The organism is Vibrio algarum, assembly GCF_028204155.1.
GTDB classification, from domain to species: Bacteria; Pseudomonadota; Gammaproteobacteria; order Enterobacterales; family Vibrionaceae; genus Vibrio; species Vibrio algarum.
On the sequence record NZ_JAQLOI010000001.1, the window covers coordinates 2,635,141 to 2,647,811 of the forward strand.

At 40.7% G+C, this 12,671-nt stretch carries 7 protein-coding genes and 3 pseudogenes; 5 read left to right on the forward strand and 5 right to left on the reverse strand.

Annotation, left to right across the window (positions count from 1 at the left end):
• The first annotated feature begins 66 nt into the window (after nt 1-66).
• The gene (locus tag PGX00_RS12280) at nt 67-807 is read left to right on the forward strand and encodes a YciK family oxidoreductase (RefSeq protein WP_272136822.1); all 741 of its coding nucleotides are present in this window, start codon (nt 67-69) and stop codon (nt 805-807) included.
• A 30-nt stretch (nt 808-837) separates the two neighbouring features.
• Here PGX00_RS12280 and PGX00_RS12285 read toward each other — a convergent pair whose 3' ends face one another.
• Nucleotides 838-1,773 carry an AEC family transporter gene (locus PGX00_RS12285; protein ID WP_272136823.1) on the reverse strand — a complete coding sequence of 312 codons (936 nt, stop codon included), beginning with the start codon at nt 1,771-1,773 and terminating at the stop codon, nt 838-840.
• A gap of 172 nt (nt 1,774-1,945) precedes the next feature.
• On the opposite strand from PGX00_RS12285, the gene imuA reads away from it, so the two are divergent.
• The 3 genes and pseudogenes from imuA to PGX00_RS12300 all read left to right on the forward strand — a co-directional run bounded on the left by imuA (nt 1,946) and on the right by PGX00_RS12300 (nt 7,169).
• Complete coding sequence (imuA, locus tag PGX00_RS12290; RefSeq protein ID WP_272136825.1) at nt 1,946-2,671, forward strand: translesion DNA synthesis-associated protein ImuA; 726 nt, start codon at nt 1,946-1,948, stop codon at nt 2,669-2,671.
• Nucleotides 2,672-2,673: 2 nt separating this feature from the next.
• Nucleotides 2,674-4,073, forward strand: a pseudogene (locus PGX00_RS12295) (Y-family DNA polymerase).
• A pseudogene (locus tag PGX00_RS12300) lies at nt 4,074-7,169 on the forward strand (error-prone DNA polymerase).
• Nucleotides 7,170-7,198: 29 nt separating this feature from the next.
• Here the strand turns inward: PGX00_RS12300 and PGX00_RS12305 are convergent.
• Nucleotides 7,199-8,140 carry a chemotaxis protein CheV gene (locus PGX00_RS12305; protein ID WP_272136827.1) on the reverse strand — a complete coding sequence of 314 codons (942 nt, stop codon included), beginning with the start codon at nt 8,138-8,140 and terminating at the stop codon, nt 7,199-7,201.
• A gap of 169 nt (nt 8,141-8,309) precedes the next feature.
• Nucleotides 8,310-9,524: a sugar metabolism global transcriptional regulator Mlc gene (gene mlc / locus PGX00_RS12310; RefSeq protein WP_272136829.1), complete on the reverse strand. Its 1,215-nt coding sequence runs from the start codon at nt 9,522-9,524 to the stop codon at nt 8,310-8,312.
• 286 nt (nt 9,525-9,810) lie between these two features.
• On the opposite strand from mlc, the gene pyk reads away from it, so the two are divergent.
• Nucleotides 9,811-11,256 (forward strand): pyruvate kinase, encoded by a 1,446-nt coding sequence (gene pyk, locus PGX00_RS12315; RefSeq protein WP_272136830.1) that lies wholly within the window; start codon nt 9,811-9,813, stop codon nt 11,254-11,256.
• 82 nt (nt 11,257-11,338) lie between these two features.
• Here the strand turns inward: pyk and PGX00_RS12320 are convergent.
• Both PGX00_RS12320 and cydH read right to left on the reverse strand, forming a co-directional pair.
• Nucleotides 11,339-12,498: pseudogene (locus tag PGX00_RS12320) on the reverse strand (patatin-like phospholipase family protein).
• Between the two features lie 20 nt (nt 12,499-12,518).
• Nucleotides 12,519-12,608 (reverse strand): cytochrome bd-I oxidase subunit CydH, encoded by a 90-nt coding sequence (cydH, locus tag PGX00_RS12325; RefSeq protein ID WP_272136833.1) that lies wholly within the window; start codon nt 12,606-12,608, stop codon nt 12,519-12,521.
• Nucleotides 12,609-12,671 lie beyond the last annotated feature (63 nt).

The following is a 12,671-nucleotide window of genomic DNA, read 5'->3' on the forward strand; positions in this document are numbered from 1 at the left end:
AATTCGTGTATTGTAATCACTTTGTCATGATAACCAACATTAAATAATAAAAATAGGGATATGGAAGTGGATTATTCAGTCTCAAAAGATGCACTCAAAGATAAAATCATTTTGATCACCGGCGCGGGCGCAGGAATAGGAAAACAAGCGGCTCTTAGCTATGCCGAACATGGTGCGACTGTTATTCTATTAGGTCGTACGGTTAAAAAGCTTGAACAAACTTATGACGAAATTGAAGCGGCAGGTTACGTTCAACCGGCTATCATTCCGTTGGATATGAAAGGTGCAAGCAAACAAAACTATATTGATATGGCTGAAACGATTGAACAACAATTCGGTCGTCTAGATGGTGTTTTACATAATGCGAGCTTACTTGGAGTCATCAGTCCATTCGATCAAATCGGTGAAGATACCTTTGATGATGTTATGCAGGTCAATGTAAAAGCACAATTTTTAATGACTCAAGCCTTGTTACCTATCTTGCACAAATCTGATGATGCTCGTATCGTCTATACTTCGTCTTCTGTAGGGCATAAAGGTCGTGCTTTTTGGGGAAGTTATTCTATTTCTAAATTTGCAACCGAAGGTATGATGCAGATCCTTGCTGATGAACTAACAGATACTGCAATTAAAGTTAATGCTATTAATCCCGGAGCAACACGAACAGGTATGCGCGCAACCGCTTATCCTGCTGAAGATTCACATTTATTGAAAACGCCACTCGATATTATGCCGTTATACCTCTATTTAATGGCGCCTGAAGGTAAAGCTGTAAATGGCGAGTGTATCGACGCTCAACCTAAATAATCGACGGTTAAATTAAAATAACAGTAGCGTTTAGAGTAACGCTACTGTTATCGGAAAAGCGATAAAGAAAGCCAGATAGCTATAAAACCATGCGGTATTAGCCAGGTCGCTATCTAGACGATACAGCACTGTTGGTATCGTCGAAGTAAACCCCGTTGGCATAACCGATAACAGAATACACACTTTGGCAGCCAGCCCGTCATATACCGCCCATAAGTCAAAAACGGTAATAAGAAGCATCGCAATTGCCGGAGACAAGAAAGCTCTAAAAACTGAAACCTGTATCGCTAATTTTTTCCACCGCTCTCCTCCCCTTAGATTAAAAGTAAGCCCCACCGAGAAAACCATCATTAAGCTACCAAGTGGAATCACATATTGGTTTATATCACCAATGATCATAGGCCGGTTAAAACCACTAATATTAAGCAGTAAACCAATAGAAATCGCACTGATTGCAGCTAAGAATATAGGATCTCGCCAAAAAGCGCTTTTACCCTGCTTAAAGTGTTGGTCTCCACATTTTCGGGCATAAGGATAGATACCACCAAAATAGATCAACTCTTCACACAATTTATACAGAGCAACTATCGCGACGCCACTTTCACCAAAGATAAAGAATGCACACAAATTACCTAGTGCACCTAAATTATAAAATGATGTGACAGAAACCAATGCACCTGCTTGCTTAGGCTGAAGTCTCTTTAGTTTAACGGTAACAAAACCGACTAAAGCGCCTAAAAAGATCACACCAACCCCAACAAGAGGGAGATAGAAAAGTTGTGCTTCTATTTTGGGAAGTTGCCAAATAGAGGTCAGTATTGAGTAAGGTATGATCACCGTTAAGGTGAACTTTCCTAATGCCACACTGAAAGGTTGGCTAATCTCTGAATATCTTTTCTGAAACCATAAACCGATAGAAAAGCTGATGATAATAAGTGCGAGCAGCGTAATGAGTTGCTGGTGCATAAAATAACCCCTAAGTACGACTCACTCGGTGAGAATGATTGATTTAGATACTATACAAGGTTCTGTATTTTAAATAGAAATAAATTTACCTGGATGAGTCCTCTTTTTCTTTCTTGATCCTTTCTCACGATCAAATATACTGTATATATACACAGTATATTTGGCGCCTATTATGCAAACCGTTATTGATTTATTACATAGTAAACATTTGATTTGGCAAGGTTCTAAACCACAACATTCTGTAGAGACTCTCTCAACAGGATATAAAGAACTCGATACACAATTAGACGGTGGGCTTCCTTGTCACGGCGTGGTGGAGATATCATCTGATCTTGGTATTGGGGAGTTACGATTACTCACTCCGTATATAAAAACAAACAGCAAACAAAGGCTTAGTGTCTTTATCAATTCCCCTGGGCATCTATGCTCCGAATATTTAACTCAACAGGACATCGATATTCATCGAGTGATCATGATCTTTCCTAAAACAGAAAAAGAGGCTCTTTGGTCAGCAGAACAGTGCTTGAAAAGCGGTTGCTGCGGGAGCGTTACATTATGGCACCCATCATTAGAAGTTCATCAAGCAAGAAGATTACAGGTCGCGAGTGAAACAGGGCAATGCTTAATGTTTCTATTCAAAACAGAGCAAAAACATCAAGTTAGTTTGCCTATTTCATTGAGTATACAGCTTCAACCTGAAGAGAATGGCATTAAGGTTGCTCTGCACAAACGTAAAGGAGGATGGTTAAAATCAAGCTTCTCTGTCGATATGGGTCATCGTTGGCCTTATCTTGTCCAAAAACAAAGGAGCACGTTTACAACAAACGATTTCAATCATCAAGACCCTATTAATAACCACGATAATGTCGCCCATTTTCCGCCATTAAAGCAAGGTTAGACGTGACCCTTTGGCTCTATCTTCATTTCCCCAAGTTGCAACTTGATACCCTTTTTCGGAATCAAGTCAGCAACCTATTGCTGTTATCCATAAAAATCATATTGTACAGCTCAACAATATGGCGAAGACATCTGGACTAAAACAAGGAATGGGGTTAGGTAATGCCGCCTCTCTTTGTAACAATTTACAAGTGCACCCATATAAACCGGATATTGAAAAACAAAAATTATTAGAGATCGCACAATGGCTTTATCTGATAACAGCAGACATCTCCATTTCACCGCCCTCTGGTTTACTGCTTAAAGTCACAAATATGTTAACCCTTTATGATGGACTAGAAAGCTATTGGCAAGCGGTTAAAACACCATTAAACAAACTTAATCTTGAGTATTACTTTTCGACTGGTTACTCCCCTTACTCAGCTCGTTTATTGGCTCAAGCTCAATTTAATCGCATTTCAGAAAATAAAGAAAAAATAGAAGAGCAACTAAAAAAGTACCCTTTAGAAGCGACAGAATTAACAAGAAAAACCATCGAAAAGCTTAACCGCGTAGGCGTTCGCGACTTAGGTAATCTTCTCATGCTAGATATTTCAGAGATAGCTCGCCGATTTGATATCGAGCTAGTTAATTATATTGGTCAATTAACGGGACGCTTTAAACACCTTATCGAATTTTATTATCCACCAGAGTCATTCACTCAATACTTAGAATTACTTTATGAAGTCGATAATTTTCAGTGGTTAGAAAAACCACTCCAAGCGTTATTTAATCAATTAGAACGTTTTCTGAAACTAAGAGATCAAGTGGCTTATGAGCTCATATTGACACTCTCTCAACGTGAAGAAAGCCATGAACCGCAATCCATTATGTTCACTTCTGCACGAGGCGACTACCTTGCTGATAAATGGCGTGAACTTAGCCAGCTAACCTTAGAATCGACTAAACTTAACGCGCCGGTTACAGCAATAACACTTTCAGCCAAGAGGGTCAGCCAACAGCAGAGTGATAAACTCGATCTCTTTGATGGCCCAAAAGGAGATATACCTGATCTTGAGCTCATCTCTCGCTTGCAAGCTAAGTTGGGTAAAGAAGCCATAAGAGGTATAACACTCACCTCAGATCCAAGACCAGAAAAAACGACGCAGCTTTGTCAACCCTTCGACAATCATTCTACTGAACACAAAACTAGGCAGATAAGGCCCAGCATCCTATTTCCTTCACCGATTCCTTTACGAGAAAAAATATCTATTGTCCATGGGCCAGAAAGGCTTGTAACAGGATGGTGGGATGCCGGAGAGATAACAAGAGATTATTTTATCGCCAGAAGTCATCAAGGGAGGATATTATGGGTATTTAAAACCCCTAAAAAGAGATGGTTTATACATGGGGTGTTTAGTTAAATGGTATCGAACACGCTCAATTACGCTGAGTTATTTTGTCAAAGTAATTTTTCTTTTTTAACTGGTGCTTCTCATCCTGAAGAACTGGTTTTACAAGCAGACTTTCTTCGTTATTCCGCCATTGCTATTACGGATGAATGTTCTGTTGCTGGTGTCGTTCGAGCTTTCAGAACGATTAGAGAAAAACGACTTAAAATTAAGCTTATTGTCGGCAGTATGTTTTGGCTCAATTCTGAATGCCAAATAGTCTTGCTTACCCCGACTCGCGAAGCGTATGCCGAGTTATGCCGGGTCATTACCAATGCACGACGACGAGCAGAGAAAGGAGCCTATAACCTGTCAGAGTGGGATATTATGTCCCTTAAGCACTGCTATATCCTCTGGTTACCTCGTCACAAACACTGCGACCAATATTGGGGAGATTGGTTAACCAAACATCATAGAACAAGAATCTGGTTAGGCCTTCAACGTCACTTAAAAAGTACTGATAAAGGCTATATCGACCACTGTAAAAAATTATCTTTTCTATTCGATATCCCAATAACGGCTTGTGGGGGGTATTAATGCATAGCGCAACACGTTTACCACTTCAACACACCTTAGCGGCAATACGAGAAAGCCGTGCTATTACTGACATTAAACACCACCTAATTAGTAATACCGAGCAGAGCTTACGCCCCATAGATAAGCTACACACTATTTTTGAATCACAATGGTTGCAGCCTCACACAAATTGGCACAGCAGTGTACGTTTACAATGAACGAACTCTGTTATCAATACCCAGCAGAGCTTGTTCCCACTGGGCATACACCTATGAGCCATTTACGTGTTTTAGTCGAAAAAGGTAAAAAAATACGTTTTCCCAACGGGGTTCCAACCTCGGTACAAGAGATAATAGACAAAGAACTCAATCTTATTGAAGAACTGAAATACCCTTACTATTTTTTAACTATCCATGACATCGTCATGTTTGCTAAAAGTCAAAATATCTTATATCAAGGTCGGGGCTCTGCCGCGAACTCCGTTGTTTGTTACTGCTTAGAAATTACCTCCGTAGACCCAAGGCAAATTTCTGTCTTATTTGAACGTTTCATTAGCAAAGAAAGAGATGAGCCACCAGATATCGATGTGGATTTTGAGCACGAGAGACGCGAAGAAGTTATTCAATATATCTATAAAAAATATGGCCGTGAAAGGGCAGCTTTAGCTGCAACGGTGATCAGCTATCGATACAAAAGTGCAGTGCGCGATGTAGGCAAAGCTCTCGGGATCTCAGAAACCCAATTAGATTTTTTTATCAAAAATACTAACCGACGGGATCGTTCTCTCGGTTGGCAAGCCCAACTCACCGAGCTAGGTCTTAAACCTGATTCCTTAAAGGGCCAACAGTTTATCCAGTTAGTGAATGAAATAATGGGCTTTCCCCGGCATCTATCTCAACATGTTGGTGGTTTCGTTATCTCTTCTGGCCCTCTATATGAATTGGTTCCGGTCGAAAATGCCTCTATGCCAGATAGAACGGTTATTCAATGGGATAAAGATGACTTAGAAACCCTCAAACTATTGAAAGTTGATGTGCTCGCTCTCGGTATGCTCAGCGCTATTAAAAAGTGTTTTGACCTAGTAGAAAAGGTTCAACAACGTAGATTAACCATTGCTGACATCAGCCGTATGCAAGATGATAAAAACGTCTACGCGATGTTACAAAAAGCGGACACTGTCGGAGTATTCCAGATCGAGTCTCGAGCTCAAATGAGCATGCTGCCTCGTTTAAAACCGAACTGCTATTATGACCTTGTTATTCAAATTGCCATTGTACGCCCCGGGCCAATTCAGGGCGATATGGTTCATCCATTTCTAAAGCGGCGAGATGGCAAAGAACCTATCACCTACCCTTCTGAAGAAGTACGTGACATATTACATCGCACAATGGGAGTTCCTATTTTTCAAGAACAGGTGATTAAGTTAGCCATGGTCGCTGCAGGGTTTACCGGAGGAGAAGCCGATCAGTTGCGACGAGCCATGGCCGCATGGAAAAAAATGGTCACGTGTTTAAATTCAAAGACAAACTAATAAATGGCATGTTAAAAAGAGGTTATGACGCTAAATTTGCACAGCGCATTTTTGACCAAATATGTGGTTTTGGTGAATACGGATTTCCTGAAAGTCATTCTGCCTCTTTCGCTATATTGGCATACTGCTCTGCATGGCTAAAATATTACTACCCAGAGGCCTTTTATACTTCTATTTTAAACAGCTTACCAATGGGCTTTTATAGTCCCTCTCAACTGATTCAAGACGCTCGCCGACATAATATTTTAGTGTTACCGATCTCCGTAAATCAGTCCGAATACGACCATATGATGGTCGCTAACGACCAATCAAGCCCGGACACTTATGCCCTTCGTCTTGGGTTTCGCCTTGTTCGAGGACTTTCAAAAAAGGGCGTAGAACAACTGATCAAAAATCGTCCCACCGTAGGGTATAACCATAGCGGGCAGCTTAAAAGTATCGGTCTAAATAAAAAAGATATTGAAGCCTTAGCATCGGCAGATGCTTTAAAAGAACTTTCCGGTGACCGATACGCCACACGATGGGCTGTAATGGACTCTCTGCAGGATTACCCTCTTTTTCAACAGCAATCAACCAACAATAACCATTTTCAATATAAAGAGAATAGATTTGAAACATTAACGGAAGACTATGCGGCAACGGGCCTATCATTGTCCAAGCACCCTATTGCGTTGCTAGAGGAAGAAGGAGTGTTAGGTAAGTTTACTCGGCAAACTGAACTCTTAAGTCTTCCTCACAAATCCCTTGTTACTGTGATAGGTGTGGTTACAGGTCGGCAATCCCCTGGAACAGCAGCAGGAGTGACATTTTTTACGTTAGAAGATGATACAGGCAACGTAAATGTGGTGGTATGGTCAGGAACAGCTAAGGCCCAAAAACAAGCTTATCTAACCGCTAATATATTAAAAGTAAAAGGGATATTAGAACATGACGGTCAAGTCACCCATGTTATCGCAGGTAAACTGATTGACTTAACCGACTCTATTGCGCAGTTTCGTACTCAATCGAGAGATTTTCATTAAATTGATTCTTAGATTAGAAAACGCGAATTCTAATCTAAGATTTGCTGCATTCTTTCTTGCGCCACACTGACTAAAAGGTCAGGCTGGAACTTAGAGATAAAGCGGTCACAGCCCACTTTTTCAACCATGGCATCATTAAAACTACCACTTAATGACGTATTCAATGTGATGAAGAGATCGCGCATTCTGGGATCATTACGCACTTCATAAGTTAATCGATACCCATCCATTTCTGGCATTTCGGCATCAGTAATCATCATCATCAGCTCTTTAGTGACATCTTTGCCTTCATCACTCCATTTTCGAAGTAAGTTCAACGCTTCTAAGCCATCACCGCATTCGATAATATTCAAGCCTAGTTGTTCAAGAGTGCCCTTAATTTGGCCTCGCGCAGTTGAGGAATCATCAACAACAAGTACATTCATTCCCACCATTTGAGTGGCGAGTTTCTCATCTAAGACACCTTCTGAGATAGAAATATCATAGTCAATAATCTGAGCAAGTACTTTCTCTACATCGATTATCTCTACAATTTTCTTCTCACCCTCATCTTCTATATGAGTAATTGCTGTTAAAAAATTCGATTTTCCCGCTGTTTTCGGTGGGGGAGCAATCTCTGTCCAGGTGGTGTTCACAATATTATGAACATGCCCAACTAAAAAACCCTGAACGCTTCGGTTATACTCGGTAATAATCAAATTCTGCTCTTCGTCCTCATGCATAGGGCGATAGCCAATGGCCGCACGAAGGTCTATAACAGGTACAGATTCTCCACGCAAAGAGGCAACACCTATGACATTCGTATTCGCGCCAGGCATTTTAGTCATTATCGGAACTTTTAGCACTTCTTTAACTTTAAAGACATTTATCGCAAAGAGTTGACGATGGCTTAATTTGAACAACAGTAATTCTAGTCGGTTCTCACCAACTAGATTTGTTCTTTGATCAACACTACTTAACACTCCAGACATACGACTTCTCACAGAGATTGAAATTGGGTTTACACATAAAAACCGAAAGTATAGATACAGCCATATATACTATATAACATCTGCTAAACCTATCCATTATTAATAGATTTATCATAAAGTATAGGCAGGTAACTGATATTAACCCATGATGGACATCAAGTATTATCAATCACCCTTCTACTACCATCATTAATAGCTCACCGTCATACAGTGCTTGCTTGATTAAGGCAGCTCCAGGCATCGTTGCTTGTTTCAGGAAACGGCTCTCAACGATATCTACATTCTGATGATAAGCGGCTAAACTTTGCTTTTTAACAGAAGACTCTATCGCTGGATAAAGAATAGATTTGGCGCGGTTAATCCCACCACCAATCAACACTTTTTCAGGGTTGAACAAATTAATAACAATGGCAACAGCAGAACCCAAATAATAGCCAAGCTTTTCGATAACTTCGACAGCAAGCGGATCACCTATTGCTGCAGCTGAGCAGATAGCTTCAATAGTAATATTTTCAACATCAATAGAAGATTCTTCGCCCTCTTCTAAGCGCTTTGTCACTTCATCTCTAATAGCTTTAGAACTCGCTACTGTTTCCAGACATCCATAATTACCACAATCACAAAGCTTGCCATTAGGATCAATTTGAATATGCCCAAGCTCACCTATGTTGCCATTCTTACCTTGAAGTACCCGGCCGTTTAGTACAATACCAGCTCCAACGCCATGATGTATGGATATCAGCACAGAACTATCATTCACCTGAGAATTTCCGAACAGCTTCTCTGCGAGTGCCCATGCATGAGTATCATTAGCAATAAAAACAGGCAGACCCGTCGCCTTATATATTTCAGGACCTAACGGAAGATTCTTCACATTATAATGAGGCATCTGTATTACTACGCCTTGCTCAGAATTCACTAACCCTGGCAACGTGACGGCAATACTCGTCACTCTGTTTAACTGATCAGCATAGGTTTGAAAAAATTCATCAATTTCATGTAATAAGCGAGCAAGTACGTCCTCTTGTTCAACTTCATGAATATCTATCTTGGTGTCTATCAGAACAGAGCCACCTAGCTCATGCAGTGCGATGGTTAAATATCCACGTCCAAGCCTCATAGAGAGAAACTGCCAACCTTCATTGTCAGTTTGTAGGCCAACAGCGGGCCGCCCACGGCTAGTCGCTTCCTGAACCGTAGTTTCATGAATAAGGTGTGCGTCGATAAGTTCGCGAGTAATCTTTGTAATACTAGCAGGTGCCAACGCACTCGTTTTCGATAGGTCGATACGAGATATTGGCCCTAACTCATCAATTAATTTATACACACGACCAGCATTGACCTGTTTAATATGATCAATATGGCCTGGTTGAGCCATGTACATCTGAAACTCCAAAATGGCACTAGTAGGCTAATTTTTTTACTTTGCGAAGTAATTGTGAAGCACCTTAGTAAATTGCCGTGACCAGTATCACGCACAAATCGTATTTAGCTCATAAATAGGAAGAAAATTATATTTCAAACTTCGAATTAATTGATCTAAGACAGCATTTTCACAGCGAGAAACACTTTAACTCAATTCATCATCTAGACCTAATATCATAATTATTTTTCTCACATTAAATTCATATCATATACTCAAAGAGTAATGTCAGTAACGGAGATACAAAATGAGCAAAATGCTTAGAAGAACAAAAATTGTTACTACGCTTGGCCCTGCTACAGACAAGGACAATGCATTAGAGGAAATAATCAAAGCTGGTGCGAATGTTGTTCGCATGAATTTTTCACACGGTAGCGCAGAAGATCATATCAAGCGAGCAAAACAAGTTAGAGAGATTGCCGCTAAATTAGGTCAACATATTGCAATTCTTGGCGACCTACAAGGTCCGAAAATACGTGTGTCTACTTTCAAAGAAGGAAAAGTAAATCTTACTGTTGGAAGCAAGTTCACTTTAGACAGTGAATTAGAAGCAGGTATGGGAGATCAAGATGCCGTAGGACTCGATTATAAAAGCCTACCGCAAGATGTCTCTAACGGTGATATGTTGCTGCTAGATGATGGTCGAGTCCAGCTCAAAGTTATCTCCGTAAAGGGCAATAAGGTATTTACTGACGTTGTCATTGGTGGACCCCTTTCAAATAACAAAGGGATAAATAAAAAAGGGGGTGGATTATCCGCTGAAGCCCTTACTGAAAAAGACAAACAAGATATTTTGACCGCAGCCAAAATCAAAGTCGATTTCCTCGCGATCTCTTTTCCTCGAAATGGCGAAGACATGAAATATGCCCGACGATTGGCTAGAGACGCCGGATTAGAAGCAAAATTAGTTGCTAAAGTAGAACGAGCGGAAACAGTTGCGAATGCCGAAAGTATCGATGACATTATCCTTGCTTCCGATGTCATTATGGTCGCTCGTGGAGACCTTGGAGTAGAAATTGGTGATCCAGAACTGATTGGAGTTCAAAAACAACTCATCAGACGTACCCGTAGTCTAAATAGAAGCGTCATAACCGCGACTCAAATGATGGAGTCAATGATTACGAACCCAATGCCAACGCGTGCTGAAGTAATGGATGTGGCCAACGCAGTATTGGATGGCACGGACGCGGTTATGTTATCCGGAGAAACAGCCGTTGGTGCCTATCCAGTTGAAACGGTAAAATCGATGGCGAGTGTCTGTGTTGGTGCAGAAAAAATGCCATCCTTAAGTACATCAAGCTACCGTATTGACCGGAAGTTTCAGGCATCAGAAGAAGCGATTGCCATGTCTACTATGTATTCCGCGAATCATCTCGAAGGTGTTAAAGCTATGATTTCTCTTACGGAATCAGGAAAAACCCCTCTCATGATGTCTCGCTTGAGTTCTGGTCTTCCTATCTTTGCCCTTTCACGCAATGAATCGACATTAAACAAGTCATCACTTTATCGCGGTGTTACCCCAGTCTACTTTGATTCCTATGCAGATGCCGGATTGTCTTCTGCCCAAGAGGCAATCAATACCCTAAAAGATAAAGGCTACGTAAACAGTGGTGATATTGTGATTATTACCCAAGGGGACGTTATGGATATCGTCGGCTCGACAAACTGCATGCGCATATTGACGGTGAAATGATGCCAATTACATAATGAATTCGACTCTGCGAAGCACTCTAGGCGTCCTAGAGCGCTTATAAATAGTCCTCTATTACTCTCACCTAATATTTACATCCAGCAGCAGACATATTAGGTGAGTTTTTTTGTGCCAAAGCGTGTTGGTTTATAAATTCATAACCAGCACTTAGACCAAGTTCATAATCATAGATAAGATCTTCTTTTTTGCTCATTAATGGTGAAGACTTAAGAGGCTCAGAGGGTACAATTTGAACGATAAAACAATCGTCTGGCGGATTATTTAAAAACTCTCGTGTTAAAGCCTGGCTCTGATAGTGCACCATAAAAAAGTCGGCTAACCCTGAATCAAACTTCCCACCAAGCAAGTGGCTTAAACGATATACATCACCTGCACCATATAACCATCGACCTCCATTAAGGATTTCTAAGTGCTTGTGATGCTTTTTCTTCTGTTTCGATTTGTCTATCTGATCTTGCCAAAAACCACTCCATTCAACTTTCCACTGCTCAACCGTTTTCCCCCAGCGTTCCTGTACGTTAACTATCGGCTCTTTTATCCAGTGAGTATTTGCACTGACTTCTTCCGCTTCTTTTCCTTCGGACTCAAGAATTTCTGTTCTAATAACAACAATGTTACGAGCCCCTTGACGCCATGCTTCTTGAACTGGGATAGCCGCAGTCACACCACCGTCAACAAACCTCTCACCTTCTATCATCACTTCGCTAGAGTAGAGCCCCGGTATTGCGCAAGTTGCTCGCATTAAATCAAACCAGTTTTCTCCTAATAAAGGAATATAAGCATCTTTTATATGGCTGACTTCTGTGACAGCCGCAAAAGCGAACCTATCTTTCAGAATTTTTCGCCCCAGATCCAAGTCGAGCTTATAAGGGTAATGACAAAGCTTGTCCAAAGCCCAATCGAGATCCATCCCTTGCTTACGCCGCATATAGCTAAAAAGATGAAAAAATCTATCGTCTGTTGTTAAATCCAGTGTAAATGCTTTGCCAATACCTGGCTGTCTACACAAAAAAGCACTAATATTTAGCGCACCTGCGGATGTACCGTAAAACAGATCAAAGGGGTCAAAATTTGAAAGTATAAAGGCATCTAAAACCCCAGACGTAAAAATTCCGCTCTGGCCTCCCCTTGAGCAACCAAAGCATTACGTCCGGTTAGGTATTTACCATATTTAATTGGGTCTAAATCTGAATATACACCGCTAATTACACCCTTATTAGACATAGTTTTCTTGTATCAGTTGGCTAGTTAGTAATAGCCACAATACTGCAAATAAGAATGACAGCGTAAGACCCAGCAACAATCGTTAACGCCATTTTTAAATTATATTCCATAGCACGTTCTCCTTTTTATTTAGTATATTAATTAAATAACAGACAAAACTAATATTCACAAGC

Coding starts and splice junctions, on each gene's coding strand:
- imuA (WP_272136825.1), top strand. CDS start 1,946: ATGCAAACCGTTATTGATTTATTACATAGTAAACATTTGATTTGGCAA.
- PGX00_RS12305 (WP_272136827.1), bottom strand. CDS start 8,140: ATGTCTGGAGTGTTAAGTAGTGTTGATCAAAGAACAAATCTAGTTGGT.
- PGX00_RS12285 (WP_272136823.1), bottom strand. CDS start 1,773: ATGCACCAGCAACTCATTACGCTGCTCGCACTTATTATCATCAGCTTT.
- mlc (WP_272136829.1), bottom strand. CDS start 9,524: ATGTACATGGCTCAACCAGGCCATATTGATCATATTAAACAGGTCAAT.
- cydH (WP_272136833.1), bottom strand. CDS start 12,608: ATGGAATATAATTTAAAAATGGCGTTAACGATTGTTGCTGGGTCTTAC.
- pyk (WP_272136830.1), top strand. CDS start 9,811: ATGAGCAAAATGCTTAGAAGAACAAAAATTGTTACTACGCTTGGCCCT.